Consider the following 25,442-nt stretch of genomic DNA (forward strand, 5'->3'; position numbering starts at 1 on the left):
TACGATCCATTCCGTACCTCGGAAACTTATTCCAAAGTTGTCGTACGAGCCGCTCGGGAAGCGCGTGCGCATCGTCCGCCGGATGCTCTCGAAGGAAGTACTGGAAATGGCAAACTCTCTTGTGGGTCGCACGGTCGTCACGACCGCTCGGGCCAAGACCGCACGCGTGGCCGCTGGGCTCGCGGCCCTGTCACTCGTGACCGCAGCATGCGCTGCGGAATCGGAGACCGACGATGGCGCGAAGGCCGGTACGACGACCACCGCCGTTGCCGACAACCCGGCCGCCGTGACCGACCTGGTCAAGTACACCGGCGGCACGAAGGGTGCAGCTGACGACAGCCTGGCGCCCGTCACGCTCGGCTGGGTCAACCAGCAGGGCGGCGCCCTGGGCTTCCCCAGCGCCACGGACGGCGCAGAGGCCGCGGTCGAGTACGTCAACAAGAACCTCGGCGGCATCGACGGGCACCCCCTCAAGCTCAAGACGTGCTACGTCGTGGAGAACGAGCAGGACGGCAACGCCTGCGGCTTGAAGCTGGTGAACGACAAGGCCGTCAAGACCGTGCTGTTCGGGTCCACGATCACGGGCAACCAGTCCTTCCTCGCGGTCAACAAGGGGCAGAAGCCGGTCCTGATGGCCAACTCCATCAGCTCCACCGACGCCCAGGCCGACAACGTCTTCATCTACAACGGCAACCCCTCCACGATCTTCCGCGGTCTCGCCACCTATCTCGGGACCGTCGTGAAGGCCAAGAAGGTCTCCGTGATCTACCCGCAGGACGCTCAGAGCGCCGACGGCGCGAAGGTCCTCGAGCAGGCTCTCGGCGCCCTCGACATCGACGTCAAGGCGGTCGGCTTCGACCCGTCGACCACGAACCTGACGTCGGCGGCCGTGGCCTCCGGTGCTGCTGACGCCGACGCGATCATCCCGCTCGTCTCCTCGCCGCCGGCATGCGTCGCGGCGGCCAAGGCCCTCGACACGCTCAAGGTCAAGGCCCCTGTCGTGTCGGCCGGAGCCTTCTGCTTCTCGGCGCCGGTGGCCCAGGGCCTGGGTGGCGAAGCGCCCAAGTGGCAGCAGATCTCGACCCAGACCAACGTCGCCGACAAGAGCCAGCCGGACGTCCGGGCCTACATCGAGGCGTCCAGCGCGGCAGGTCTGTCCGACCAGTCGCAGTCGACGCCCGACGCGGCGCTGGCTTGGGGCCTGGTGCTGACCGCTGCCCGCCTGACCACTGCGGCCGGCGGCGCTGACGCCACGGCCACGGCGATCGGCGAGCAGGCGAAGTCCTTCACCGGCCCCTTGGTGCTCGGCAGCGAGACCATCGCGTGCGGCGGCGACTCCGCCGCGCCTGGCATCTGCGGCGCGCAGACCCGAGTGTTCGAGTACTCCGGCAACGGCTCGTACAAGGCGCTCACCGACTGGCTCGAGCCGTCGGCCAAGTAGCACTTCCCCGGCCGGCCAGCCTCTGGCCGGCCGGGGCCCTGTTCTGACATCCCCCCACCAATTCCCACGAAAGTAGGCCATCGTGACTGCGATCGCTAACGCCCCGTCCGAACAGTCCGACCCCGGTCTGCGCCCCGACGAGCTCATCGAACGAGCCCGTTCGTTCCGCGAGCACCTCCGGGCCGAGCAGGACGCGACCGACGACCGAGGGACCTACTCTCCCGAGACGCACGAGATGTTCCGCGAGGCGGGCCTCTACCGCACCCTGGTGCCGCGTCGTTTCGGCGGACTCGAGTTCGACGTCACCACCTTCGTCAAGATGATCGTCGAGATCGCCCGCGGATGCCCCGGTTCGGGCTGGTGCCTGAGCCTCGGCGCGGGTCACGGTCTGCAGATCGGGAGCCTGTACGGCGAGAAGGCTCAGAGCCAGGCGATCGGCGAGAACGGCGAGTTCGTGGCGCCGATGCGTGGCATCCCGATGGGCACCGCTACCCGCCAGGACGACGGCCGCTGGGCCATCGCCGGCACGTGGGACTACTGCTCGGGCTCGCCCTACGCGACCCACGCCATCCTCGGCGTTCGCCTGATGGAGGACGATCAGATGACCGGGCAGGGTCTGGCCCTCGTCCCGCGCAATGGCTGGATCCTGCAGGACGACTGGCGGCACCGTGCCTTCGGCATGCGGGGCAGCGGCTCGAACAGCATCATCGTCGACGGCGCTGCCGTGCCCGATGAGTTCGTGGTGCGCGGCAACGTGCTCCAGCTCGAGGGCGGGCTCGAGACTCCCGGCTACGAGGTGCACAAGAACGCGATGTACGCGGGGCACTCGACCGGTTTCCTGCAGCTCGAGATCACCTCGGTCCTGGTGGGCTGCGGCTACGCGGCGCTCGACGAGTACGAGCGGATCCTGCGGGAGAAGAGGACGCTCGGTCCCAACCCGGTGCCGCGTTTCCACAACAAGGACTTCCAGCGCTACTGGGGCCTGGCCTCGGGCAAGATCCACGCCGCCGAGGACGTCCTGCTGCAGATGAGCGAGTACTTCGCCGAGCTGAGCGAGAAGGCCGTCACCGGAGCAGGCTTCGACGCCGAGGAGCTGCAGAGCATCAACTCCAGCACCCACCACGCGGTGAACCTGATCTGGGAGGCCGTCGAGCTGCTGTTCCGGACGTCCGGCACCAGCGAGGGCGGCAGCAACGGCTCGAAGATGCAGCGCTACTACCGCGACATCTCGACCGCCCGCACCAACATCGGCCTGCAGTACGAGGCCTACGCGACGGTCGTGGCGCAGCAGCACTTCGGCCTCCAGCTCGACATTCGCGCGTGACGCGAGCCGTCGCGGTCATGACCAAGGAGGTGTAACCCAGATGGAGACTCTGCTTCTCTTCGCCCTGCTCGGGCTCGGATCCGGCGCGCTCATCGCGAGCATCGCCGTGGGTGTGGTGCTGAGCTGGCGTGGCAGCGGAACGATCAACATCGCCGCAGGAGCGGTCGTGATGGTTGCCGGCTACCTCTTCTGGGCTCTCCGCACGGGATACTTCTTCCCGGCGCTGACGACCCCGGCGGCGCTGATCATCACGTTGGCGCTCATGGCGCTGCTGGCGGTCCTCGTCGAGCTTGCCGCTGTCCGTCCACTCCGTTCGGCGTCGCCGCTGGCCAAGCTGGTGGCGTCGATCGGTGTGCTGCTGCTCCTGCAGTCGTTGGTGCAGCTGGTGTTCGGCACGTCGCCGCTCAACAGCCCACCGGTGCTGACCGAGTCGGTCGTGACGGTCGCCGGTGCGACGGTTCCGGTTGCGCAGTTCATCCTCGCGGGAGTCGTCGTGGCCATCTCGGTCGCGCTGGCGGCGCTCTACCGCTTCACCCGCTTCGGTGTCGCGACCCGCGCTGCCTCCGAGAGCGAGCGGTCAGCCGTGCTGGCAGGTCTCTCACCGGCGTCGATCTCGCTGGCCAACTCGGTCCTCGCGTACGTCACAGCGGGCTTCGTCGGGATCCTGGCTGCATCCATCGTGGGAATCAGTGCCTCGACGCTGCCCTTGCTGGTGATCCCGGCGCTGGCCGCTGCCCTGTTCGCGGGCTTCACCTCCCTCGGCATCGCCTGTGGTGTGGGACTGCTCATCGGCGTCGCGGAGTCGCTGCTCTCGTACGCCTCGACGCAGGCATGGTTCCCGTCGCAGGACGGTCTGGCGCTCCCGGGGCTTCAGCAGCTCGCGGAGTTCATCCTGATCGTGGTCGCGCTGTGGTGGCGGGGATCGACGTTGCCGCAGCGCGGCGAGATCGTCGGGCGTTCCCTCCCCCCGGTTCCCCGCCAGGAACGCCTCATGCGCCGGGTCGCGCCGGTCTTCGTCGCCGGTGCCGTGGCCCTGGTGGTGCTGCCGTCAGAGTTCCGGCAGGCGGTCACGGTGGGTCTCGTGGCGACGGTCCTGTGCCTGTCGTTCGTCGTCATCATGGGCTACGTCGGCCAGCTCTCGGTCGTCCAGCTCGCCCTGGCGGGATTCGCGGCCTTCGCGGTCTCGCGGCTCGGGACCGAGTTCGGCCTGGGCTTCCCACTCGCCCCGATCATCGCGATACTCCTGGCCACCGGACTGGGCATGGGCATCGGGGCAGCGGCACTACGGGTGCGCGGCGTGACGCTGGTCGTGGTCACGCTCGCGGCCGCGGTGGCGATCGAGAACTTCGTCTTCGCCAACTCGCAGTGGGGTGGTGGTCAGACGGGCGCACCGGTCGACTCGCCGCGCCTGTTCGGGATGAACTTCGGTCCCGATGCCGGCCTGCGCGGTCTCGACGGCTCGCTGCCCAGCCCGGTGTTCGGATTCGTGGCCCTCGTCGTCGCGACGCTCATGTACGTCGTCGTGGCACACCTGCGCAGCAGCGACCTGGGTCGACAGATGCTGGCCGTCCGCTCCAACGAGCGCGCCGCTGCGGCCTCGGGCGTCAACGTGCGCTCGGTCAAGATCGTCGCGTTCGGCATCACCTCGGCGTTGGCCGGGGTCGCGGGTGTCATGTACGCCTACCAGTTCGGCACGGTCTCGGCGAACAGCTACTCGATCACCGTCGCGCTCACCCTGGTGGCGAGCGTGTACGTCCTCGGCGTCACCCTGGCCCAGGGCGCGGTGCTGGCCGGCTTCGGAGCCATCGGCTCGGTGATCCCACTGATCCTGCAGAAGTGGGTCCTCCCGGAGGACCGCGTGTCCCTCTACGTCCAGCTGCTCATCGGCGGCGGACTCCTGCTCCAGCTGCGGTTCTTCCCGGACGGACTGCTGGTGGCGAGCTCGGTCAAGAAGGAGCGCAAGGCGCAGGTGCCACGGGTGCCCTCACGTGAACGACAGCTGGAAGGGAGTGTGCGCGCATGAGCGCCACCGTGCTCGCCGCACGCGGCATCGAGGTCCGTTTCGGCGGTGTTCGCGCCCTGCGGGGTGTGGACCTGGAGGTCCGCCCTGGTCAGATCGTGGGCCTGATCGGGCCCAACGGTGCGGGCAAGACGACGTTCGTGGACGCCGTCACCGGGTTCGTGCCGTCCACCGGTTCGGTCGCGATCGACGGCCACGAGGTCAGCCACCAGCGGCCGCACGCACGAGTGCGTGCCGGTCTGAGCCGCACGTGGCAGGGCGTCGAGCTCTTCGACGACCTGACCGTGGCGGAGAACCTGGCGGTCGCCGCTCGACGTCTGAGCCTGCGGTCGACCGTGCGTGACATGACCGGCCGGAGATCGGGCGACATGTCGGCCATCCACGACACCCTTCAGGACGTCGGCATCTCCGAGCTGGCCGAAGCCTTTCCGACCGAGCTGTCCGAGGGGCAGCGCAAGCTCGTCGGGATCGCCCGCTCCTTCGCCGCACGACCCAAGATCCTCTGCCTGGACGAGCCGGCGGCGGGCCTCGACACCACGGAGAGCGCCCACCTGGGCACCCAGCTGCGCCGGCTGGGGGACCAGGGGACGCCCATGCTGCTGATCGACCATGACATCTCCTTCGTGTTCGGCACGTGCGACCACGTCGTCGTGCTCGAGTTCGGCCAGGTGATCGCATCGGGCGAGCCCAAGGTGGTCCGTTCGGACCCGCGGGTCATCGCCGCCTACCTCGGACAAGACGCCGCCCCCGACGACGAGAAGGATCAGACATGAGCGCGGTGCTGAGCGTCCAGCAGTTCTCGGCCGGCTACAAGCGGTCCGTCGTCGTGCGCGACATCGCGATCGAGGTCGGGGCCGGAGAGGTCGTGGCGCTGCTCGGACCCAACGGAGCAGGCAAGACGACGACGCTCCAGTCGGTGTCGGGCCTCGTCAAGTCGTTCGGTGGCACCGTGCAGCTGCACGGCGAGGACCTGGCGGGCGTCTCGCCGACCCATCGGGCGCGTCGCGGGATCGCGCACGTCCCCGAGGACCGGGGCATCTTCTCGGGCCTCACGGTCGCGGAGCACTTCAAGCTGAGCCGGCGGGGCGAGCACCTGGACGCCGGCATCGCCTACGACTACTTCCCGGCTCTCCAGCCCTTGACGACGCGGCAGGCGGGCGTCCTCTCCGGTGGCGAGCAGCAGATGCTGGCGGTCGGTCGTGCCTTGGCGCGCAAGCCGACGCTGCTGCTGCTCGACGAGCTGAGCCTCGGGCTCGCGCCGGTCATCGTGCAGAGCCTGCTGCCGGTGATCCGCCGGTTCGCCGACGACACCGGCTGCGGGGTGCTGCTCGTCGAGCAGCACGTGCAGCTGGCACTCGACATCGCCGACCGGGCCTACCTCATGGCCCACGGTGACATCTCGACCAGTCACGACGCGGCAACCCTGCGTCAGGACCAGAACTTGCTCCGGGCCAGCTATCTGGGCGGCGAGCAGTGGGAGGCCAGTGATGAGGATCTGGCACCCACGACCACACACCAATGATCACACCAAGAGGAGCGAAATGAAGATCGGAATCATCGGCGCAGGCCGCATGGGCCAGGCGCTGGCCGGACTGTTCACACGGGCGGGGCACGACGTCGTGCTCAGCAACTCGCGCGGGCCGGAGTCCTTGGTCGACGTCGTCGACGAGTTCAACGAGCGTTGCAGCGCCGGGTCGGTGACCGACGCGGTGGAAGGCGCCGACATCGTCATCCTGGCCACGCCGTGGGCCAAGACGGCCGACGCCGTCTCGGTCGTCGACGACTGGACGGACCGCATCGTCGTCGACACGACGAACAACCGGCGCGCACCGGGGCCGGACGGACTGATCGACATCGACGGACGCATCTCCAGCGAGATCGTGGCGGAGTACGTGCCGGGCGCCCGCCTGGTCAAGGCGCTGAACGTGACCCCCATCCACATCATGGCCACGACGCTGGGCACCGGCGACGGCTCCGAGCACGCGGTGTACGTCGCGGGCGACGACGCCGACGCCAAGAAGAAGGTCGCCGAGCTGCTCGCCACCGTGGGCGGCGTGGCCGTCGACACCGGTGACCTGCACACGGGAGGTTTCCTGCAGGGCATGAGCGGTCCGCTCCCCGGCGTCATGGAGATGCAGTCCGTGGAGGATGCCAAGGCCCGGCTCGCGGACGCCACCAAGAACTAGCTCGTTCCGGAGCCCGTCGCACACGACAACCCCCGCACCGTGCACCAGGCACGGTGCCGATCAGAAGAGGAAACACCACCATGACCATTGTCCAGCTGAGCAAGACGACCACCCTCCCCGCCGACGCGGACAAGGTGTGGTCCTTCGTGAGCGACTTCGGCGGCTACGCCTCCTGGCAGCCGCACATCGACGCCGTCGAGATGCAGCCCAACGGCGACCGCAAGGTCGACTTCGCCCGTGGCGACTCCGTCTTCGACCGCATCGCGAGCCAGGACGACGCGGCGCGCACGCTGACCTACGAGCTCGTGCCGGGCCAGCCCGGACCGATGCAGCACCTGGCTGCGACGTTCACCGTGCGCGAGGCCGGCGAGGGCTCCGAGGTCGAGTACGCGATCGAGGCCGACGTGCCCGACGAGATGCAGGACATGGCGCGGATGGGCATCGGCGCGGACATCGACGGTGCCCTGAACGGTCTGAACAGCCAGTTCGGTGCCTGAGAGCTCCGAAGCGCCGGTTGCGCTCGTGACCGGCGGGGCCGGGTTCATCGGCTCGGCGATCGTCGAGCTGCTGCGGGCGTCCGGTCATCGCGTCGTGGTGCTCGACCTCCAGGGAGGGGACCTCGCGGTGGACCTGTCCGACGAGCAGGCGGTGCGCGCCGCCGCCCGTGACGTGCTCGCCGAGCACGGTCACGTCGACGTGCTCGTGCACGCGGGGGTCTCGTTCCACCGCGCAGCCCTCGGTGACCTCAGCGCGTCGTTGCTGCGGGACGTCATGGCGGTCAACGTCGAGGCCGCCCTGTGGCTGACGCAGGAGCTCCAGCCGACCATGAGCGAACGGGGGTTCGGGCGGATCGTGTTCCTCGTCTCGGACACCTTCTACAACCCACCACCGGTCTCGGACATGCTCCCGTACATCATGAGCAAGGGCGCGCTCATCGGTGCCGCCCGTTCGCTGGCGCGTTCGTTGGGCTCGTCGGGCATCACGGTCAACTGCGTCGCACCGGGACTCACACCCCCGCCGGTCAAGGTCATGACCGAGGAGGTCAGTGCGGACGTGCAGTCCAGGCAGGCACTCGAGCGCCCGCTCGTCCCCAACGACGTCGCGGAGGTCGTGGCCTTCCTGGCGCGGCCCGAGGCGCAGGCGCTCACGGGGCAGACCCTGTGCCCCGACGGCGGGCTGGTGCTGCTGTGACGTCGCCGGCGTCCCTGGCGGGACCCTGACGATGGACAAGCTCGTCACGTCAGCTGCCGAGGCGGTTGCCGACATCCCCCACGGCGCGTCCATCGCCGTGGGGGGTTTCGGGACGTCCGGCGTCCCGTGGGCGCTGATCCGCGCCCTGCGAACGCAGGGCGCGGACGGGCTCACCATCGTGGCCAACAACTGTGGCGTGAACGACGCCGGTCTCGCGATGCTGCTGCACGACCACCGCATCGATCGGGTGATCGCGTCGTACATCGGTCAGAACCGGGAGTTCGCCCGCCAGTACCTGGCGGGCGAGATCGAGGTCGAGCTGAACCCGCAGGGCACGCTGGCCGAGCGGCTCCGCGCCGGAGGGGCCGGCATCGCCGCGTTCTACACCCCGACGGGAGTCGGGACGTTGGTGGCGGACGGCGGTGTGCCGCTTCGTCACGCCGCGGACGGCACCGTCGTGACCGCCTCGCCGCCGAAGGAGGTCAGGCAGTTCTCCGTGGACGGCCGCGAGCGCGAGTTCGTGCTGGAGGAGGGAATCGTGACCGACTTCGCCCTGGTCCGGGCTGCCGTCGCGGACCGCCACGGGAACGCGGTCTTCCACGCCTCGGCGCGCAACTTCAATCCCGATGCCGCCATGGCGGGACGCGTCACCGTCGTGGAGGCGGAGCAGGTCGTCGAGCCCGGCTGCCTCGACCCGGACCTGGTCCATCTGTCGGGCGTCTTCGTCCAGCGCGTCGTCGAGGTGCCCGAGGAGGTCATCGCATGACGGGGCGCGGGTGGAGCCGCGACGAGCTCGCTCGCCGCGCGGCCCGGGAGCTGCGAGACGGTGAGTGCGTCAACCTCGGCATCGGTCTGCCCACCCGTGTGGCCGACCACGTCCCTCCGGGCGTCCACGTCGTGGTGCACAGCGAGAACGGTGTGCTCGCCGTGGGGCCGACCCCGGACCCCGACGAGTGGGACCCCGATCTCATCAATGCAGGCACCGAGCCGATCACGGTGCTGCCCGGCGCGTCCTTCGTGTCGTCGTCGACCTCGTTCGCCATGATCCGTGGCGGTCATGTCGACGTCACGGTGCTGGGCGCGATGCAGGTGTCGGCCGGCGGCGACCTCGCGAACTGGGTCGTGCCGGGTCAGATGATCAAGGGCATGGGGGGTGCCATGGACCTGGCCGCCGGGGCCCGCCGGGTCATCGTGGTGATGGAGCACGTGGGCCGGGACGGTTCGCCCAAGCTCCTCGACCGGTGCACGCTGCCGTTGACGGGGCGCGGGGTGGTCGACTGCATCATCACGAACCTGGGCGTCCTCGACGTGTCCGCTGACGGCTTCGTCCTGCGCGAGCTCGCGCCGGGTGTGCGGGTGGAGGACGTGCGTGCCAGCACCGGCGCCCGGGTGCTGGCAGACAGCTCGGTCGAAGGGTTGACGCTCCAGATTGATGTGCCCTAAGATGAAATCACATTTCATTAGACGGAATCACTGGACGGAGGCGGCACATGGCGGCGCCCTCCCCGTGGTCGAGCCCCGACGGCACGGACCCGGCACGCGAGTTCCGCAAGGTTCTCGGCCACCTGCCGACGGGAGTCGTCCTGGTGGCTGCACACACCGCCACCGGGCGCGTCGGGATGGCCGTCAACTCCATCACCTCGGTCTCCCTGGACCCACCGCTCGTGTCGATCTGCGTCGCCCGCACCTCGACGTCGTGGCCGCGCATCCGGTCCGCAGGACGGTTCTGCATCAGCGTCCTGGCCGATCACCACGAGCAGACGAGTCGCCGTTTCTCCGCGCCCGGCGAAGATCGCTTCGCCGGTGAGACGTGGCACGACGAGCCGGCCGGCCCAGCGCTGGACGGCGCCGTCGCCCGGCTCGACTGCGAGACGTACGCCGAGTACGGCGCCGGTGACCACACGATCGTCGTCGCTCGCGTCGCGGAGCTAAACGCCGTCGAGGACGGGCACGCCCTCGTCTTCTTCCGCGGTGAGTACGGGCGCTTCGTGCCGCACGAACAGCCTGACGATCTCCACCCACTTCTCGACACCCCCAGGTCATCCCCATCAGAGAGGCAACACCCATGAAGCTGCTGTTCTTCGACGACTTCAAGCTCGGCGTCCTGCATGAAGGTGAGGTCGTCGACGTCAGCGGCGAGGTCAAGGACATCCCGGCCGCCCACCCGCAGGACGTGATGAACGCGGTCATCGCCGGCTGGGACGACCGCTACCGTGCCCGCCTCGAGGCCGCCGTCAGCGCCGGAGCGGGGATCCCGTTGGACGCGGTCCGCGTCCGTCCGCCCTTGCCGCGTCCGCTCAACATCGACTGCATGGCGCGCAACTACATGGAGAACGGCACCCTCACGGAGCGTCCGCCGATCAACGGCTTCCCCAAGACGCCGAACTCGATCATCGGGCACGGCGACACCATGGTCCTGCCTGACATCCCGGCCACGATCTTCGAGGGCGAGGCCGAGCTCGCGATCGTCATCGGCAAGCGCGCGCAGAATGTCCCCGCGTCCGAGGCGTTCGACTACATCTTCGGCTACACCAACTTGATCGACGGCTCGGCACGTGGCATCCCGCCCATGCAGAACGCGTTCTACCAGATGAAGTCGCGCGAGACGTTCTGCCCGATCGGTCCCTACCTGGTGACGGCCGACGAGGTGCCGGACCCGCAGAACCTGCCGGTCAAGCTGTGGAACAACGGCGAGCTGAAGCAGGACTTCAACACCAGTGACATGGCCTACGACATCGCCGAGTCGATCGCCTTCGTGTCGGCCATGCACACCCTCGAGCCGGGCGACATCATCGCGACCGGCACCAACCACCGTGGTCTGCACTCCTTCCAGGACGGCGACCAGATCGATCTCGAGGTGGGCGAGCTGGGACGATTGACGATCTCGATTCGCGACGACCTGCGCCGCACGTGGAGCCGCCAGACGCGTCTGGAGTGGACCGAGGGCGGCAACGAGGGCAGGACGCCTCCGCAGCTGACCGGCCCCTACGCGCCGTCGGCCTGACGAGCGCATGAGGGTTCTGCGGGTCCGCGAGACCTCCACCGGGGTCGAGGCCGAGAGCGGCTACCTGCCCTACCGGGACTCGCGGGTGAAGGGGCCGGCGGACGTCATCCCGGCGACGGCGTTCTGGCTCACGCGGGCCGGCACGGATGACGTGCCGGCCCCGGCCGCGCTGGGCAGCCACGCGGTCGTCGTGCTGTCCGGCGAGGTGGGGGTGGAGCCGCGCGGGGCGCAGCGCACCGTGCTCACGGCGGGGGACGTGCTGTGCGTCGACGTCCATGCCGACGATGCGCTCACCTTTTCGTGGGACGGCTTCGCCTGGCTGCTCTACGTCACGACCGACGGCTGGCTGCCCGAGATCGGCGACAACGAGGCGCGACCCGATGCGGTCAAGCGCGCCGGCCGGCCGTTGCTGACCTGGATCCACGACGACGCCGGCACCTCACGCTCCGAGCCGTTGCGGTGGCCCGGCGACCTGGCGCCGGTCCCGCCCGTCGAGCAGTGGCCGAGGTCCCGCGGCGCCTTCGTCACCCGGCGCGACTACGGCGACGACGGCTACGTCCCCGGGGTGTGGCACAACGGGCCGCGATCACAGCTGGGCATCACCCTCAACGGATGTGCCGAGAACGAGACCGGTGACGGGACCGTGACGACGCCCCGAGCCGGCGACATCGCCTACATCGATGACGTCACGGGCGACGGCCACCTGACCCGGGGCCAGGGCGACCGCTGGATGTTGTTCGTCACCGTCTCCCCGGGGCACCTGGAGCTCACGCCTGAGCGGTGACGCACGGCGGCCGAACCTGCGCAGAACGGTCATCGGTTCGCAGTTGTGCCGTGAATGCCGCGCAGCGGCGTGTGGACCATGACGCAGGTCACAGACTGTGATCCGCAGAGGCTCTGCACGCCGTTGAGGCTCGCGGCACACCGTTTCAGGAGGGTTCCCATGACAATCTCGCGCACTCTCGTCACGACGGCGGCGGCCGTCATGGCGGTGTCACTGTCGGCCTGCTCCGGATCCGTGGGCGGTGGGGACTCCGAGAGCGACAAGACGCTGAAGATCGGCTTCGTGTCGACCACGACCGGGGCATCGGCACCCTTCGGCGAGGCGAACACCTTCGTGGTCGACGAGATGAAGGCGTACTTCAAGAAGAACCCGCTGAAGGTCGGCAGCGACACGTACGACGTCAAGATCGTCGTGCGCGACGCGCAGAGCGACTCGACGCGTGCCGGCGAGGTCGCCTCGCAGCTGATCAACAGCGACAACGTCGACGTCGTGATCGCGTCGTCGACCCCCGACATCGTCAACCCCGTGTCCGAGCAGTGCGAGGCCAACTCGGTCCCCTGCATCACGACCGTCGCGCCCTGGCAGCCGTTCGCGATCCGCAGCGGTGACAAGCCGGCCGACCTGAAGTACAGCTACCACTTCTTCTGGGGCCTGGAGGACGTCGCGGCGGTCTACTCCGACATCTGGAGCCAGGTCGACAACAACGGCAAGGCCGGCGGCCTGTTCCCCAACGATCCGGACGGTCAGGCCTGGGGCGCGAACTTCCCGGCGCTCACCAAGGACTCCGGCGTCACGATCAAGGACCCCGGCAACTACGCGAACGGCACGAAGGACTTCTCGGCCCAGATCTCGGCGTTCAAGGGCAGCGACGTGCTGCTGGGCGTCCCGATCCCGCCGGACTTCACGACGTTCTGGAAGCAGGCCAAGCAGCAGGGCTACGAGCCCACGGTCGCGACCATCGGCAAGGCGCTGCTGTTCCCGTCCTCGGTCGAGGCGCTCGGCAAGATCGCGACCAACCTGTCGAGCGAGGTCTGGTGGACGCCGACCGCGCCGTACGAGAGCTCGCTGACCGGCCAGAGCGCGAAGGAGCTCGCGGACGCCTACGAGAAGAAGACCGGGGAGCAGTGGACCCAGCCCCTCGGCTTCGCCCACGCACTGTTCGAGGTCACGGCGGCCGCGGTGAAGGAGGCCGGCTCGACCGACTCCGACGCGGTCATCGAGGCCATGAAGTCCCTCTCGGTGCCCACGGTCGTCGGTGACGTCACCTGGGGCAAGGACTCGAGCATCCCGCCGTACGTCGCCAAGACGCCGCTCGCGGGCGGCCAGTGGCGGCCCGGCACCGATCACCCGTACGACCTGGTGGTCGTGTCCAACAAGCTCGCCCCCGAGGTCCCGCTGGGCGGCAAGGCCGAGCCCCTCCCGTGAGCACCTTCGCGGAGACCGCTCCGCTCATGAGCGCCGACGGCCTGGCCAAGAGGTTCGGACGGGTCACGACCGCCAACAGCGTCTCCTTCCACGTCAACGCGGGGGAGGTGCTGGGGGTGGTCGGCCCCAACGGCGCGGGCAAGTCGACGTTGCTCGACATGGTCAACGGCGGTCAGCGACCGGACGCGGGGAGCATCGTGTTCGACGGTCAGGACGTGACGTCCTTGGACGCCGCGGCGAGGGGAAGGCGCGGGATCGCCCGCACGCACCAGATCCCCCGTCCGTTCGGTGGGCTGACGGTGTTCGAGAACGTGCTCGTCGGAGCCACCTTCGCGGGCCGCGCCCACCGCGGCGAGGCGAACGAGCGGGCACACGACGCGATCGCGACCGCCGGGCTGTCGCACGTGGAGAACGTCCAGGCGGGGAGTCTGCGTCTGCTCGACCGCAAGCGGCTCGAGCTGGCTCGCGCCCTGGCGACGTCTCCCCGGCTGCTCCTGCTGGACGAGATCGCAGGCGGGCTGACCGACCGGGAGCTGCCCGAGCTGATCGACGTGATCGCTCGTCTCCGGGACTCAGGGATGGCGATCATCTGGATCGAGCACATCGTGCACGCGTTGCTGCAGGTCGTGGACCGGCTCATGTGCCTGGCGATGGGCGACGTGGTGGCGACCGGGGATCCGCAGACGGTCATGCGCAGCCCCGAGGTCACCGAGGTGTACCTCGGCAGCATCCCCGAGCCGGAGGACGAGACACGATGACCGCGCTGCTGGACCTGCAGTCGGTGGACGTCCACTACGGTGACTTCCAGGCGATCCATGGCATCTCGCTGACGCTGGACGAGGGCGAGACCTTGGCCGTGATGGGCGCGAACGGCGCCGGCAAGTCGACGCTGCTGAAGGCGGTGTCCGGTCTGATGGGTGCCTCGGGTGGAACCATCCGGTTCGGCGGGCAGGACCTGCTCGGCATGGCGCCCCACCAACGCGTCGCTGCCGGGATCTCGCTCGTGCCTGAGGGCCGTCGGGTCTTCAAGTCGCTGACGGTCGAGGAGAATCTCCGCGTCGGGGCGTACAGCAGGCGCCCCGGGCCGTGGGACCTGGCCGCGGTGTTCGAGGCGTTCCCGTTGCTGGCCGAGCGCCGCAGTCGCGTCGGCACCCACCTGTCCGGCGGCGAGCAGCAGGCCACCGCCATCGGCCGCGCCCTGATGGCGAACCCTCGTCTCCTCCTGCTGGACGAGGTGTCGCTCGGTCTGGCTCCTGTGGTCGTGAAGGACATCTACAAGGCGTTGCCGGTCATCAGCTCGCGAGGCACGACGGTCCTGATCGTCGAGCAGGACGTCTCCCAGGCGCTCGCGGTGGCCGATCACGTCCAGTGCCTGCTCGAGGGTCGGACGGTGCTCGAGGCGCCGGCCTCCGCGGTCACCCGTGACGACGTCGCATCGGCCTACTTCGGTCTGGAGGACCGGTGATGGAGTGGATCAACGCCCTCGTCCAAGGGCTTCTCCTCGGCGGGCAGTACACCCTGCTGGCCTGCGGCCTCTCCCTGATCTTCGGAGTCATGCGCATCGTCAACCTCGCGCACGGGGCGCTCGCCGTGGCATCGGCGTACGTCGTGCTGTTCCTGGTGGACAGCGTCGGCGTGCCGCTCCCGATCTCGCTCGTGCTGGCCGTCGCCGTCGCCGCGGGTGCCGGGTACGCGCTGCAGCGCGGCCTGCTCAACGCCGCCCTCTCGCGCGGTGAGCTGGCACCCCTGCTCGTGACGTTCGGTCTGGCCGTGATCGTCGTCAACGTCCTGCAGGAGACCGCCAGCGCCAACTCGCGGAGCATCGGCATCGGCGACCTCGGGACCGCCAGCATCCGGATCGTGTCCGGCCTGTCGATCGGTGTGTTCTCCCTCCTGACCCTGGTCGTCGCGATCGCCGTCATCACCGGCATCCAGCTGTTCCTGGCCCGCACCAGGGTGGGGCGTGCGATGCGGGCGACCAGCGACGATCGCGAGGCAGCCCAGCTCATGGGCATCGACGACCGCCATCTCTATGCGCTCGCCACGGCCATCGCCGTGGGCAGTGTCGCGCTCGCCGGCGCGTTCATCGGGATGAGCACCCAGTTCACCCCGGGCTACGGCGACCTCGTGCTGATCTTCGCGTTCGAGGCCGTGATCATCGGAGGCCTGGGATCCCTCTGGGGGACCCTGTTGGGCGGGCTCGTCCTGGGTGTCGCGCAGACCATCGGGGCGCAGATCGATCCCGCGTACGGCGTGCTCGTCGGTCACCTCGTCTTCCTCGCCGTGCTCGCCTTCCGCCCCAGCGGACTGATGCCAAAGATGGTGACCGCATGACCACGACCGCGCCCACACCCACGTCCTCCTCCCCGGCGCAGGTCAGCCGAGGTGGCCGCCGTTCCCTCCTCGGGCTCGGCGTGCTGGCTGTGGGGGTGCTGTTCCTGGCTCTCTGGGTGCCGTACAACGTGTCGCTCGGTGCGCTGACCGACCTCGTGGGGCTCTTCGTGCTGATCATCATGGCCACCACCTGGAACCTGCTGGCCGGCTACGGGGGGCTCGTCTCCATCGGCCAGCAGGCCTTCGTCGGGGCGGGCGGCTACGGGGTCATCTACGTGGCCGACCAGCTCGGTGTCCCGCTGGTGGCGGCCGTCCTGCTCGCCGGCGTGGTGTGTGCGGCGCTGGCCCTGCCCACCTCGTTCCTCGTTTTCCGGCTGGTCGGCGGCTACTTCGCGATCGGCACGTGGGTCGTGGCCGAGGTCTTCAAGCTGGTGACGACCCAGATCGACGCGCTCGGCGGCGGCTCGGGACTGTCCCTCGAGGCGTTCAGGGGTGTCGACCGGACCGACCGGGTCGCCACCGTCTACTGGCTCGGACTGACCCTCGCCGTGCTCGTGGTCGTCGGCACCTACCTCCTCATGCGGTCGCGGATGGGACTCGCGCTGCTGGCGATCCGGGACGATCCGACGGCCGCGGCCAGCCTCGGCGTCTCGGTCCGCAGGTCGCAGAGGATCGTCTACGTCTTGTCGTCGGCGGGTGCGGGCCTGGCGGGGGCGCTCATCGCGATCAACACGCTGCGCGTGGCTCCCGACTCCATCTACTCGGTCAACTACAGCGCGTTCATGATCTTCATCGTCGTGATCGGTGGCATCGGGACGATCGAGGGCCCGATCATCGGTGCGGTGATCTTCTTCGTGCTGCAGCAGCAGCTCGCCCAGCAGGGCACGTGGTACCTGGTTGCTCTGGGCCTCGTGGCGATCGTCATCGTGCTTCTCGCTCCCAAGGGCGTCTGGAACCTGGTCTCGCGGGGTCGCTACTCGCTCTTCCCGGTCGCATTCCAGGTACGCCGTGACCGGTCCGTCGAGTAGTCTCCGCATATGACGCACGTCACAGTGGGCCCGGTCGAGTTCTCCACCGTGGGGCTGCCCGACCAGGAGCGCATCGAGCTGTGGGAGGGCCACAACGCCGATGCGCTGATCGGTCTGCGGTGCCGGACCCTGGACACGCCGCAGCTCGAGGCCACCGAGATCAACGTGCAGCTGGACTCGATCGGTCTGGCGCGCGTGGTCGGCACGTCCCACGTCGTCGAGCGCGACGCGGACCTCATCCGTCGCCGCCCGTCGGACTCCGTGGTCATGTACTTCAGCCTGGTGGGCGATGCGTTCTTCTACTCCGAGGACGGGGTGCGCACGGTCCGGCCGGGACAGCTGCTGCTGTGCGACGCCGACAAGGCGTTCATGCGGGGGTTCTCCCGCGGCCTGGAGGAGCTGGTCATCAAGATGCCGCGGTCGATCTTCGACGACCTGGCAGGCGTCAGGTCGTTGGTCGACCCCATGGTCTTCGACTTCAGCAAGCGCGGCAATGCGCACGCCGCCGCCCTCGCGCACCACGTCAACCGTGCCACGCGCTCGAACGGGCCGGTGCCGCCCGACGAGCAGGCGATCCTGGAGTTGGTCTCCGTCCTGGCCAGTGGGGCCCGGGACGACCTGAACACCGCCCATCGGGCCGCGGCCAAGGCGTTCATCGAGGGGCGGATCCACGATCCGTCCCTGTCGGCGACGATGGTGGCCGACGCGATCGGCATCAGCGCTCGACACCTCTCGCGGGTGTTCGCCGCGGACGGGATCAGCGTGCCGCGCTACATCCTCGCTCGCCGTCTCGACGTCGCGCGTGCCCTGCTGCAGAAGCCGGCAGCGGCGTCCATGACGATCGCGGAGATCGCCCACCACTGCGGCTTCGCCTCGGCGGCCCACTTCTCCAACGCGTTCGTGCTGAAGTTCGACGAACGTGCGTCGGACGTCCGGCGCGACGCCGCTGCCGCGCGGGCGGCGTCATCGGCTTCCTGAATCGGCCACTTCTTGGGCTTTGCGTCGTGATGGGGCGCCGCACGGCTCCCAGCGACGTGTGACGCACGACACTGATCGGGACGCCCGCGAGTAGTGGGCATGACGAGAGGTGACCCGGATGCCCGTGTTCGACGACGGTCAGCAGATGACCGCCCTGCCTGATTCCTCCGTGATCGAGACCGACGTGCTCATCGTCGGTTCCGGCCCTGCGGGGTCGTCGGCGGCGCTCTTCCTGTCGACGCTCGGGATCCCCAACATCATGATCACCAAGTACCGCTGGACCGCGAACACGCCGCGGGCCCACATCACCAACCAGCGCGCCATGGAGATCTTCCGCGACATGGGGATCGACGACCAGGTGCTGGCGGACGCGACCGAGCACGACCTGGTCGGCGACACCGTGTTCTGCACCTCGATCGCGGGCGAGGAGATCGGCCGCATCCGGACCTGGGGGACAGGAGCCGACCGGGAGGCCGACTACCAGCTCGCGTCGCCGTGCCTGACGGTCGACATCCCGCAGACGTACCTCGAGCCGATCCTGCTCAAGAACGCCACGATGCGTGGGACCCAGACCCAGTTCTCCACCGAGTACGTCTCCCACGAGCAGGACGCCGACGGCGTGAACGTGTCGGTCGTGGACCGCCTGACCGGTCACGCGTACACGATCCGGGCGAAGTACCTGATCGGAGCGGACGGCGCCCGGTCGAAGGTCGCTGCTGACATCGACCTGCCGCTCGTCGGCTCGATGGACATCGCCGGCTCGATGAACATCACCTTCAAGGCCGACATCGCCGAGCTCGTCGGGCACCGCCCCTCGGTGCTCTACTGGGTGATCCAGCCCGGCTCGAACGTCGGCGGCATCGGTGCGGGCCTCGTCCGCATGGTGCGGCCCTGGAACGAGTGGCTGATCGTGTGGGGCTTCGACATCACGCAGGAGCCGCCGGTCGTCGACGACGCCGCCGCCGTCCAGATCGTCAGGAACCTCCTCGGCATGCCCGAGCTCGAGGTCGAGATCACCGGCACGTCGCTGTGGGGCAACAACGAGGTCTACGCGACCCACCTGCAGAAGGGCCGAGTCTTCTGCGCGGGCGACGCGATCCACCGTCACCCGCCGAGCAACGGTCTCGGGTCGAACACCTCGATCCAGGACTCGTACAACCTCGCCTGGAAGATCGCCGCCGTGCTGCGGGGTCAGGCCGGTCCGGCCCTCCTCGACACGTACTCGACCGAGCGTGCGCCCGTCGCCGAGCGGATCGTCAAGCGGGCCAACCAGTCGGGTCGTGAGTTCGCCGACCTGTTCGTGGCGCTCGGTGTCACGGACGCCAAGACCGAGCAGGAGATGATCGAGCAGATCGAGGAGCGCAAGGCGAACACGCCCGAAGGTGCGGCGAAGCGCGCGGCGCTGGTCAAGGCCATGGCGATCAAGAACTACGAGTTCAACGCGCACGGTGTCGAGCTGGGGCAGTTCTACACCTCGACCGCGATCGCGTCGGACGGCTCGACACTGCCCGAGCCGGAGCGCGACCCCGATCTGTACTACCAGGTCTCCACGGTCCCGGGTTCCCACCTGCCCCACGCCTGGGTCGGCGACCACCGGCACAAGGTCGCGATGATGGACCTCGCACCGTACGACCACTTCACACTGATCACCGGTGTCGCGGGGTCCGCCTGGGAGACCGCGCTCGAGACCGTCGGGCGCGAGCTGGGGCTGCCGGTCAGGACCGTCGTCATCGGCCCGGGCCGCGAGGTCACGGACCTGTACTTCGACTGGTCCCGGCTGCGCGAGGTGGAGGAGAGCGGCGCGCTGCTGGTGCGCCCGGACAAGCACATCTGCTGGCGCTCGAGCGGCCTGCCGGACGACGCGGAGGGTGCGCTGCGCGAGGCGTTGACCACGATCCTCTCGCGCGAGGCGTGAGCATGCGGTTCGACCACGAGACGCTGGGCCAACGGGTCCGGTTCGCCTCCGGCGGTGCTCGCGAGAGCCTCGCCGCCGAGGTGGCGCTGATGGGCGCGGAACGCGTCATGGTCATCGCGGGTGCGGACGAGCGCGGGCTGGCCGAGACGATCACGGCCGACCTGCCGGTGGTCGTGCAGCACGACGAGGTCGTGATGCACGTGCCGACCGACGTCGCGGACCGCGCGAGGCAGGTCGCGGCAGAGCACCGGGTCGACCTGTTGGTCAGCGTCGGCGGCGGCTCGACCACGGGTCTGGCCAAGGCGGTCGCCCTCACGGCGGGGATCCCGATCGTCGCGGTCCCCACCACGTACGCGGGCTCGGAGGCCACGAACGTCTGGGGGATGACCGAGTCCGCCAGGAAGACCACGGGCGTGGACGATCGGGTGCTGCCGCGCACGGTCGTCTACGACGCCTCCTTGATGCTGTCCCTGCCCACGGACATGAGCGTGGCCTCGGGGCTGAATGCCCTCGCGCACTGCGTGGACTCGCTGTGGGCGCCCCGCGCAGATCCCATCAACGCGGCGCTCGCGGTGGAAGGCATCCGGGCCCTGAATCTCGGACTCCCCGCGATCGTGGACGAGCCGCAAGGCCTGGACGGCCGGGAGCAGGCCCTCTACGGCGCCTACCTGTCAGCGGTCGCCTTCGCGTCGGCGGGCTCGGGTCTGCACCACAAGATCTGTCACGTCCTGGGCGGCATGTTCGACCTGCCGCATGCCCAGACCCACGCCGTGGTGCTGCCGCACGTGCTGGCGTTCAACGCGCCTGCGGCCGATGGGGCCGCGGAGCGAATCGCCACCGCGTTCGGCAGCGACACCGCCGTCGCGGGGCTGGCCGCGCTGCGTGAACGCGTGGGCGCGCCCCGAGCGCTGCGCGACTACGGGATGCCCGAATCAGGCATCGACCAGGCCGCCGACGCCGTGCTCGCGGTCGCGCCGGCCGACAACCCCACCCCCGTCACCGTCGAGAACATCACCGCGCTGCTGCACGCAGCATGGGAAGGAGCAGAGCCGCGATGACCACTGACATGCGCCTGACCGAGGAGCAGCGAGAGCGCGAGGAGGAGCTCGTCCAGGTCGTGCTGTCCTCGTTCGACGGGACGCCGGATCCGCGGCTGAAGGAGCTGATGCAGGGGGTCGTGCGGCACCTGCACGCGTTCCTGCGGGACGTCAGGCTGACCGAGCGGGAGTGGCTGCAGGCCATCGAGTTCCTCACCGCAGTCGGCCACATCACCGACGACCGGCGTCAGGAGTTCATCCTGCTGTCGGACACGCTCGGCGCCTCCATGCAGACCATCGCGATCAACAACGAGGCGTACGGGGACGCCACCGAGGCCACCGTGTTCGGCCCTTTCTTCGTCGAGGACTCGCCGCGTGTGGAGCTCGGCGGCGACATCGCCGGCAGCGCCTCGGGGCAGCCCTGCTGGGTCGAGGGAACGGTCAAGGATGCCGACGGCCGGCCGATCGCCGGGGCGCGGATCGAGGTCTGGGAAGCCGATGAGGACGGGTTCTACGACGTCCAGTACGCCGACGACCGGGTCGCGGGACGCGCGCACCTGTTCAGCGACACGGACGGTTCGTTCAGGTTCTGGGCCGTGACCCCGACGCCCTACCCCATCCCGCACGACGGGCCTGTGGGCGCGATGCTCGCGGCCACCGGGCGCTCACCGATGCGGGCCTCGCACCTGCACTTCATGGTGGACGCCGAGGGCTGCCGCACGTTGGTGACGCACATCTTCGTGCGTGGCGACGAGCTGCTGGCGAGCGACAGCGTGTTCGGCGTGAAGGACTCGCTCGTGAAGGACTTCGTCGAGCAGCCTGCGGGCACACCGGCGCCGGACGGCCGGGACCTGGGCGAGTCGTCCTGGTCGCGGGTGGGCTTCGACATCGTCCTCGCGCCGGCCGACACCTGAGCCGGGTCAGGCCTGCGGGTCGGTCCCGCCGACCGCCCGCAGGTCCTCCGCGATCGCTCCCGCCGTGCGCAGGAGGGGCGGCAGTGCGGACGTCACGAGGTCGTCGGGGTCGTCGTACATCGACGACGCGGACACGTTGAGGGCAGCCCGGACTCGCCCCTCAGCGTCGGCCACCGGCACCGCGAGTGACCGCAGGCCCTGCTCGAGCTCCTGGTCGACCAGCGCCCAGCCCTGATCGCGGACGCGACCGATCTCCACGCGCAGGTCGGCGGGGCGGTGGATCGTCCGGGCCGTGAGAGCCTCGAGATCTGCTGCCGCGAGGCGGGCGTCGAGCTCGTCGTCGTCGAGCGCCGCCAGCAGCACCCGGCCCATCGACGTCGCGTAGGCGGGGAACCGGGTGCCCACGGTGATGCCGACGCTCATGATCCGGCGGGTGGCGACGCGTGCGACGTACACGATGTCGTTGCCGTCGAGCACCGCCAAGGACGTGGACTCCGACAGCTCGGCGGACAGTCGCTCGAGGTGGGGTTGAGCGATCTGGGGCAGGCCGAGGCCGGAGAGGTAGGCGGTTCCCAGACGGAGCACCTGCGGCGTGAGCGCGAAGAGGCGACCGTTGATCCGGACGTAGCCCAGCTCGATGAGCGTGTGCAGCAGCCGCCGGGTGGTGGCGCGGCTGAGCCCCGTGCGTTCGGCGACCAGTGTCAGCGGCATCTCGGCGTGGTCGGCGTCGAACGCCGTGATGACCCGCAGGCCCCGCGCCAGCGACTGGACGAACTGATCGCTGGCAACGGGCTGGGCAGGCATGTGCTCAGGTTGTCAGTCGACCGAGGTCCACGTCGAGCCGGCCGGCAAGCTCCTCGACCGTGGTGCCGAACGTCTCGACCACCCGTGCCCCGGTGGGACCCACCAGGAACGTCGCATGCTCGGTGTAGACGCGACTGACGCAGGCCAGGCCCGTCAGTGGGTACGTGCACGTCGGCACGAGCTTCGGGGTGCCGTCCTTCGCGAAGAGGCTCATCATCACGAAGACGTCCTTGGCGCCGATGGCCAGGTCCATCGCGCCGCCCACCGCGGGGATCGCGTCAGGAGCGCCGGTGTGCCAGTTGGCCAGGTCGCCGTGCTCGGAGACCTGGAACGCGCCGAGGACACAGACGTCGAGGTGCCCGCCTCGCATCATGGCGAAGGAGTCGGCGTGGTGGAAGTACGACGCTCCCGGGAGCTCGGTGACGGGGATCTTGCCGGCGTTGACGAGATCGTGGTCGATGTCGTCGCCGACCGCGACGGGGCCCATGCCCAGCATCCCGTTCTCGGTGTGGAGGATGACACCGGAGCCGGGGGACAGGTAGTTGGCAACGGTCGTGGGTTGACCGATGCCGAGGTTGACGAACGACCCGTCCGGGATGTCCCGGGCGACGGTCGCCGCCATCTCGTCGCGGGTGAGCGGGCCGCGGTCGAGGTGCTCGGTCACGTGGTCTGCGGCATCGACGGTCATGCTGGCTCCTGCCCGACCTGCACGACGCGGTCGACGTAGATGCTGGGGGTGACGATGGCCTCGGGATCGAGCTCACCGGTGGCGACGACGTGGGTGACCTGGACGACCGTGGTGGCGGCCGCGGTGGCCATGACCGGTCCGAAGTTGCGCGCGGTCTTGCGGTACACGAGGTTGCCGAGGCGGTCCGCGGCATGGGCGCCGATCAGGGCGACGTCGCCCCTGATCGGCATCTCCAGCACGTAGTCCCGCCCGTCGATCGTGCGCGTCTCCTTGCCCTCCGCGAGGGGGGTGCCGACACCGGTGGGGCAGAAGAACGCCCCGATGCCGGCGCCCGCGGCACGCATCCGCTCGGCGAGGTTGCCCTGGGGCACGACCTCGAGCTCGATCCGGCCGGCGCGGTAGAGCTCGTCGAAGACGTAGGAGTCGGACTGCCGGGGGAAGGAGCAGATGACCTTGCGGACCCGGCCCGCGGCGAGCAGCGCCGCGAGACCGGTGTCGCCGTTGCCGGCGTTGTTGCACACGACTGTCAGGTCGGTGGCGCCCTGCTCGATCAGTGCGTCGATCAACGCGACCGGCATGCCGGCCATCCCGAATCCGCCGACGAGGACCGTGGCGCCGTCCTCGACGCCGTCGACGGCGGCCGCGGTGTCAGGAACGATGGTGGTCATGGAGCCGCCGGGGTCTCGGTCGAGCGGGTGTTCTCGAGCACGACGGCCAGGGCCTGGCCGACGCCGATGCAGATCGCCGCGACCCCCCAACGCCCACCGGACTCGATCAGTCGGGCCGCGAGGGTGCCCAGTATGCGGGCCCCCGAGGCCCCGAGCGGGTGCCCGATGGCGATCGCGCCGCCCTTGGCGTTGACGATCTCCGGGTCGATCTTCCAGGCGTCGACACAGGCGATCGACTGGACCGCGAAGGCCTCGTTGAGCTCGACGGCGGACACGTCGGACCAGGTGATGCCGGCCCGGGCCAAGGCGGCGTTCGCGGCCTCGACCGGAGCGAACCCGAAGTCCTGCGGGTCCAGGGCGTGCACCCCGCGGCCGGCGATCCGGGCGAGGGGGTCGACGCCGATGTCGCGCGCGGCGGACTCGGAGCCGATCAACAGGGCTGCGGCGCCGTCGTTGAGCGGCGACGCGTTGCCGGCGGTGATGGTGCCGTCCGGGCGGAAGGCGGTTTTCAGGCCGGCGAGCCGGTCCACCGTCGTGCCCGGGCGGATCGACTCGTCCCTCGTCAGGTCGGCGCCCTCCACGGGGGTGACCAGGTCGTCGTAGAAGCCGGCGTCCCACGCGGCGGCAGCGAGCTCGTGCGACCGGGCCGCGAACTCGTCCTGGCGCTCGCGGCTGATGCCGAACCGCTCCTGCAGCAGCTCGTTGCACTCACCCAGAGAGGTGGTCCACTCCTTGGGCATGCGGTCGTTGACCTGACGCCAGCCCAGCGTCGTGGAGAATGCGGTGACGTTGGCCGCCGGGAAGCCTCGTGCGGGCTTGGGCATCACCCACGGGGCTCGGGTCATCGACTCCACGCCGCCCGCCACCACGATGTCGGCGTCGCCGGACTCGATCGTCCGCGAGGCCATGATCGCAGCCTCGAGGCTCGACCCGCACAGTCTGTTGACCGTGGTGGCCGGGACGGAGGTGGGGAGCCCGGCGAGCAGCACGGCCATGCGCCCCACGTTGCGGTTGTCCTCACCGGCGCCGTTCGAGTTGCCCCAGAAGACGTCCTCGATCGCCGCGGTGTCCAGGGCCGGTGTCCTCGACAGGACGCCGGCGAGCGCGGTGGCGGCCAGGTCGTCGGGACGCACCCCAGCCAGTGCCCCGCCGAACCGGCCGAAGGGCGTGCGGGTGGCCGCGTAGAGAAATGAAGTCGCCATGGAGTCTCCGTTGTTCGATATGCGAACGAGTGTTCAAGCAGTGAACACGTCGAGCGTACGGGACCGAGGGGGCAACCTTCAAGGGGTCAGACGCCGGTCGACTGGTGCGTGGCCAGCAGCCAGGAGTCGTCACGGCGCACCCACGCGGAGGCAATGACGTTGTCGACCGTGATCTCCTTGTCCCCGGCCCGGAGCTCGGCGTACATCGTGCCGCGGATGAGGACGAGGTCCGGGGTGACGATCATGCTCTCGATCGAGCTGTCGATCCGGTGGTAGTCGTAGAAGCCCTCCCGCAGCTTCGTGAGGTACGACTCGCGGGTGTCGATGGTGCCGCTGGAGTGGACGTAACGCAGCTCTGCGTCGCAGAGGGGCGCGAAGGCGTCCCAGTCGTCGGCGACGATGACGTCGAACCGACGCTGTTCGAGGGTGCGGACGGTGGTCTCGAGATTGGTCGTCATGGGCTGGAGCCTACGACCCGTCGGTCCCGAAGTGCGTCCGC

General features: G+C 69.4%; 27 protein-coding genes. 22 read left to right on the forward strand and 5 right to left on the reverse strand.

Annotated elements, in window-relative coordinates; genetic code table 11:
• Positions 1 to 106 precede the first annotated feature (106 nt).
• The 22 genes from GEV27_RS02905 to GEV27_RS03010 all read left to right on the forward strand — a co-directional run bounded on the left by GEV27_RS02905 (position 107) and on the right by GEV27_RS03010 (position 21,581).
• Positions 107 to 1,441, forward strand: a complete 1,335-nt coding sequence (locus tag GEV27_RS02905) for an ABC transporter substrate-binding protein (protein ID WP_194944110.1) — start codon at positions 107 to 109, stop codon at positions 1,439 to 1,441.
• Between the two features lie 82 nt (positions 1,442 to 1,523).
• Positions 1,524 to 2,765, forward strand: coding sequence for an acyl-CoA dehydrogenase family protein (locus GEV27_RS02910; protein ID WP_153933423.1), 1,242 nt, complete (start codon positions 1,524 to 1,526; stop codon positions 2,763 to 2,765).
• A gap of 40 nt (positions 2,766 to 2,805) precedes the next feature.
• Entirely contained in the window at positions 2,806 to 4,788 is a 1,983-nt protein-coding gene (locus GEV27_RS02915) for an ABC transporter permease (protein WP_153933424.1), read from the forward strand.
• Entirely contained in the window at positions 4,785 to 5,558 is a 774-nt protein-coding gene (locus tag GEV27_RS02920; RefSeq protein WP_153933425.1) for an ABC transporter ATP-binding protein, read from the forward strand. The genes GEV27_RS02915 and GEV27_RS02920 overlap by 4 nt, the downstream gene beginning before the upstream one ends.
• Complete coding sequence (locus tag GEV27_RS02925) at positions 5,555 to 6,307, forward strand: ABC transporter ATP-binding protein (protein WP_153933426.1); 753 nt, start codon at positions 5,555 to 5,557, stop codon at positions 6,305 to 6,307. Before GEV27_RS02920 ends, GEV27_RS02925 begins: the two co-directional genes overlap by 4 nt.
• A 19-nt stretch (positions 6,308 to 6,326) precedes the next feature.
• Positions 6,327 to 6,971: an NADPH-dependent F420 reductase gene (locus tag GEV27_RS02930; RefSeq protein WP_194944111.1), complete on the forward strand. Its 645-nt coding sequence runs from the start codon at positions 6,327 to 6,329 to the stop codon at positions 6,969 to 6,971.
• 80 nt (positions 6,972 to 7,051) lie between these two features.
• Positions 7,052 to 7,468 carry an SRPBCC family protein gene (locus GEV27_RS02935; RefSeq protein ID WP_153933428.1) on the forward strand — a complete coding sequence of 139 codons (417 nt, stop codon included), beginning with the start codon at positions 7,052 to 7,054 and terminating at the stop codon, positions 7,466 to 7,468.
• A complete protein-coding gene (locus GEV27_RS02940; RefSeq protein ID WP_309222000.1) occupies positions 7,461 to 8,162 on the forward strand; it encodes an SDR family oxidoreductase in 702 nt (233 codons plus the stop codon). The genes GEV27_RS02935 and GEV27_RS02940 overlap by 8 nt, the downstream gene beginning before the upstream one ends.
• A gap of 31 nt (positions 8,163 to 8,193) precedes the next feature.
• Complete coding sequence (locus tag GEV27_RS02945; RefSeq protein ID WP_228764914.1) at positions 8,194 to 8,928, forward strand: CoA transferase subunit A; 735 nt, start codon at positions 8,194 to 8,196, stop codon at positions 8,926 to 8,928.
• Positions 8,925 to 9,605 (forward strand): 3-oxoacid CoA-transferase subunit B, encoded by a 681-nt coding sequence (locus tag GEV27_RS02950; protein WP_153933429.1) that lies wholly within the window; start codon positions 8,925 to 8,927, stop codon positions 9,603 to 9,605. Before GEV27_RS02945 ends, GEV27_RS02950 begins: the two co-directional genes overlap by 4 nt.
• A gap of 47 nt (positions 9,606 to 9,652) precedes the next feature.
• The gene (locus GEV27_RS02955) at positions 9,653 to 10,231 is read left to right on the forward strand and encodes a flavin reductase family protein (RefSeq protein ID WP_153933430.1); all 579 of its coding nucleotides are present in this window, start codon (positions 9,653 to 9,655) and stop codon (positions 10,229 to 10,231) included.
• On the forward strand, positions 10,228 to 11,166 hold the full coding sequence (locus tag GEV27_RS02960) for a fumarylacetoacetate hydrolase family protein (protein WP_153933431.1): 939 nt from the start codon (positions 10,228 to 10,230) through the stop codon (positions 11,164 to 11,166). Before GEV27_RS02955 ends, GEV27_RS02960 begins: the two co-directional genes overlap by 4 nt.
• 7 nt (positions 11,167 to 11,173) lie before the next feature.
• Positions 11,174 to 11,950 (forward strand): hypothetical protein, encoded by a 777-nt coding sequence (locus GEV27_RS02965; protein ID WP_153933432.1) that lies wholly within the window; start codon positions 11,174 to 11,176, stop codon positions 11,948 to 11,950.
• A 159-nt stretch (positions 11,951 to 12,109) separates the two neighbouring features.
• Positions 12,110 to 13,375 carry an ABC transporter substrate-binding protein gene (locus GEV27_RS02970; protein WP_153933433.1) on the forward strand — a complete coding sequence of 422 codons (1,266 nt, stop codon included), beginning with the start codon at positions 12,110 to 12,112 and terminating at the stop codon, positions 13,373 to 13,375.
• Complete coding sequence (locus GEV27_RS02975; RefSeq protein ID WP_309222001.1) at positions 13,372 to 14,133, forward strand: ABC transporter ATP-binding protein; 762 nt, start codon at positions 13,372 to 13,374, stop codon at positions 14,131 to 14,133. The genes GEV27_RS02970 and GEV27_RS02975 overlap by 4 nt, the downstream gene beginning before the upstream one ends.
• On the forward strand, positions 14,130 to 14,840 hold the full coding sequence (locus tag GEV27_RS02980) for an ABC transporter ATP-binding protein (RefSeq protein ID WP_153933434.1): 711 nt from the start codon (positions 14,130 to 14,132) through the stop codon (positions 14,838 to 14,840). Before GEV27_RS02975 ends, GEV27_RS02980 begins: the two co-directional genes overlap by 4 nt.
• A complete protein-coding gene (locus tag GEV27_RS02985; RefSeq protein WP_153933435.1) occupies positions 14,840 to 15,709 on the forward strand; it encodes a branched-chain amino acid ABC transporter permease in 870 nt (289 codons plus the stop codon). Before GEV27_RS02980 ends, GEV27_RS02985 begins: the two co-directional genes overlap by 1 nt.
• Complete coding sequence (locus GEV27_RS02990; protein WP_153933436.1) at positions 15,706 to 16,737, forward strand: branched-chain amino acid ABC transporter permease; 1,032 nt, start codon at positions 15,706 to 15,708, stop codon at positions 16,735 to 16,737. Before GEV27_RS02985 ends, GEV27_RS02990 begins: the two co-directional genes overlap by 4 nt.
• 9 nt (positions 16,738 to 16,746) lie before the next feature.
• On the forward strand, positions 16,747 to 17,715 hold the full coding sequence (locus GEV27_RS02995; protein WP_153933437.1) for a helix-turn-helix domain-containing protein: 969 nt from the start codon (positions 16,747 to 16,749) through the stop codon (positions 17,713 to 17,715).
• A 118-nt stretch (positions 17,716 to 17,833) separates the two neighbouring features.
• Entirely contained in the window at positions 17,834 to 19,630 is a 1,797-nt protein-coding gene (locus GEV27_RS03000) for an FAD-dependent monooxygenase (RefSeq protein ID WP_153933438.1), read from the forward strand.
• 2 nt (positions 19,631 to 19,632) lie between these two features.
• Entirely contained in the window at positions 19,633 to 20,688 is a 1,056-nt protein-coding gene (locus tag GEV27_RS03005) for a maleylacetate reductase (protein ID WP_153933439.1), read from the forward strand.
• Positions 20,685 to 21,581 (forward strand): dioxygenase, encoded by an 897-nt coding sequence (locus GEV27_RS03010; RefSeq protein WP_153933440.1) that lies wholly within the window; start codon positions 20,685 to 20,687, stop codon positions 21,579 to 21,581. The genes GEV27_RS03005 and GEV27_RS03010 overlap by 4 nt, the downstream gene beginning before the upstream one ends.
• Before the next feature lie 6 nt (positions 21,582 to 21,587).
• Here GEV27_RS03010 and GEV27_RS03015 read toward each other — a convergent pair whose 3' ends face one another.
• The 5 genes from GEV27_RS03015 to GEV27_RS03035 all read right to left on the reverse strand — a co-directional run bounded on the left by GEV27_RS03015 (position 21,588) and on the right by GEV27_RS03035 (position 25,401).
• Positions 21,588 to 22,385, reverse strand: coding sequence for an IclR family transcriptional regulator C-terminal domain-containing protein (locus tag GEV27_RS03015; protein WP_153933441.1), 798 nt, complete (start codon positions 22,383 to 22,385; stop codon positions 21,588 to 21,590).
• A gap of 4 nt (positions 22,386 to 22,389) precedes the next feature.
• Positions 22,390 to 23,073 carry a 3-oxoacid CoA-transferase subunit B gene (locus GEV27_RS03020; RefSeq protein WP_153933442.1) on the reverse strand — a complete coding sequence of 228 codons (684 nt, stop codon included), beginning with the start codon at positions 23,071 to 23,073 and terminating at the stop codon, positions 22,390 to 22,392.
• Positions 23,070 to 23,741, reverse strand: a complete 672-nt coding sequence (locus tag GEV27_RS03025) for a 3-oxoacid CoA-transferase subunit A (protein WP_153933443.1) — start codon at positions 23,739 to 23,741, stop codon at positions 23,070 to 23,072. Before GEV27_RS03025 ends, GEV27_RS03020 begins: the two co-directional genes overlap by 4 nt.
• On the reverse strand, positions 23,738 to 24,943 hold the full coding sequence (locus GEV27_RS03030; protein WP_153933444.1) for a thiolase family protein: 1,206 nt from the start codon (positions 24,941 to 24,943) through the stop codon (positions 23,738 to 23,740). Before GEV27_RS03030 ends, GEV27_RS03025 begins: the two co-directional genes overlap by 4 nt.
• 86 nt (positions 24,944 to 25,029) lie before the next feature.
• Positions 25,030 to 25,401, reverse strand: coding sequence for a nuclear transport factor 2 family protein (locus GEV27_RS03035; RefSeq protein ID WP_153910013.1), 372 nt, complete (start codon positions 25,399 to 25,401; stop codon positions 25,030 to 25,032).
• Positions 25,402 to 25,442 lie beyond the last annotated feature (41 nt).

The organism is Aeromicrobium sp. S22 (assembly GCF_009661045.1).
GTDB classification, from domain to species: Bacteria; Actinomycetota; Actinomycetes; order Propionibacteriales; family Nocardioidaceae; genus Aeromicrobium; species Aeromicrobium yanjiei.

What these genes read in the sequence shown, in the direction of transcription:
- GEV27_RS02905 (WP_194944110.1), top strand. Translation starts at nt 107, where the DNA reads ATGGCAAACTCTCTTGTGGGTCGCACGGTCGTCACGACCGCTCGGGCC.
- GEV27_RS02915 (WP_153933424.1), top strand. Translation starts at nt 2,806, where the DNA reads ATGGAGACTCTGCTTCTCTTCGCCCTGCTCGGGCTCGGATCCGGCGCG.
- GEV27_RS02920 (WP_153933425.1), top strand. Translation starts at nt 4,785, where the DNA reads ATGAGCGCCACCGTGCTCGCCGCACGCGGCATCGAGGTCCGTTTCGGC.
- GEV27_RS02925 (WP_153933426.1), top strand. Translation starts at nt 5,555, where the DNA reads ATGAGCGCGGTGCTGAGCGTCCAGCAGTTCTCGGCCGGCTACAAGCGG.
- GEV27_RS02930 (WP_194944111.1), top strand. Translation starts at nt 6,327, where the DNA reads ATGAAGATCGGAATCATCGGCGCAGGCCGCATGGGCCAGGCGCTGGCC.
- GEV27_RS02935 (WP_153933428.1), top strand. Translation starts at nt 7,052, where the DNA reads ATGACCATTGTCCAGCTGAGCAAGACGACCACCCTCCCCGCCGACGCG.
- GEV27_RS02945 (WP_228764914.1), top strand. Translation starts at nt 8,194, where the DNA reads ATGGACAAGCTCGTCACGTCAGCTGCCGAGGCGGTTGCCGACATCCCC.
- GEV27_RS02950 (WP_153933429.1), top strand. Translation starts at nt 8,925, where the DNA reads ATGACGGGGCGCGGGTGGAGCCGCGACGAGCTCGCTCGCCGCGCGGCC.
- GEV27_RS02955 (WP_153933430.1), top strand. Translation starts at nt 9,653, where the DNA reads ATGGCGGCGCCCTCCCCGTGGTCGAGCCCCGACGGCACGGACCCGGCA.
- GEV27_RS02960 (WP_153933431.1), top strand. Translation starts at nt 10,228, where the DNA reads ATGAAGCTGCTGTTCTTCGACGACTTCAAGCTCGGCGTCCTGCATGAA.
- GEV27_RS02965 (WP_153933432.1), top strand. Translation starts at nt 11,174, where the DNA reads ATGAGGGTTCTGCGGGTCCGCGAGACCTCCACCGGGGTCGAGGCCGAG.
- GEV27_RS02970 (WP_153933433.1), top strand. Translation starts at nt 12,110, where the DNA reads ATGACAATCTCGCGCACTCTCGTCACGACGGCGGCGGCCGTCATGGCG.
- GEV27_RS02980 (WP_153933434.1), top strand. Translation starts at nt 14,130, where the DNA reads ATGACCGCGCTGCTGGACCTGCAGTCGGTGGACGTCCACTACGGTGAC.
- GEV27_RS02985 (WP_153933435.1), top strand. Translation starts at nt 14,840, where the DNA reads ATGGAGTGGATCAACGCCCTCGTCCAAGGGCTTCTCCTCGGCGGGCAG.
- GEV27_RS02990 (WP_153933436.1), top strand. Translation starts at nt 15,706, where the DNA reads ATGACCACGACCGCGCCCACACCCACGTCCTCCTCCCCGGCGCAGGTC.
- GEV27_RS02995 (WP_153933437.1), top strand. Translation starts at nt 16,747, where the DNA reads ATGACGCACGTCACAGTGGGCCCGGTCGAGTTCTCCACCGTGGGGCTG.
- GEV27_RS03000 (WP_153933438.1), top strand. Translation starts at nt 17,834, where the DNA reads ATGCCCGTGTTCGACGACGGTCAGCAGATGACCGCCCTGCCTGATTCC.
- GEV27_RS03005 (WP_153933439.1), top strand. Translation starts at nt 19,633, where the DNA reads ATGCGGTTCGACCACGAGACGCTGGGCCAACGGGTCCGGTTCGCCTCC.
- GEV27_RS03010 (WP_153933440.1), top strand. Translation starts at nt 20,685, where the DNA reads ATGACCACTGACATGCGCCTGACCGAGGAGCAGCGAGAGCGCGAGGAG.
- GEV27_RS03015 (WP_153933441.1), bottom strand. Translation starts at nt 22,385, where the DNA reads ATGCCTGCCCAGCCCGTTGCCAGCGATCAGTTCGTCCAGTCGCTGGCG.
- GEV27_RS03020 (WP_153933442.1), bottom strand. Translation starts at nt 23,073, where the DNA reads ATGACCGTCGATGCCGCAGACCACGTGACCGAGCACCTCGACCGCGGC.
- GEV27_RS03025 (WP_153933443.1), bottom strand. Translation starts at nt 23,741, where the DNA reads ATGACCACCATCGTTCCTGACACCGCGGCCGCCGTCGACGGCGTCGAG.
- GEV27_RS03030 (WP_153933444.1), bottom strand. Translation starts at nt 24,943, where the DNA reads ATGGCGACTTCATTTCTCTACGCGGCCACCCGCACGCCCTTCGGCCGG.
- GEV27_RS03035 (WP_153910013.1), bottom strand. Translation starts at nt 25,401, where the DNA reads ATGACGACCAATCTCGAGACCACCGTCCGCACCCTCGAACAGCGTCGG.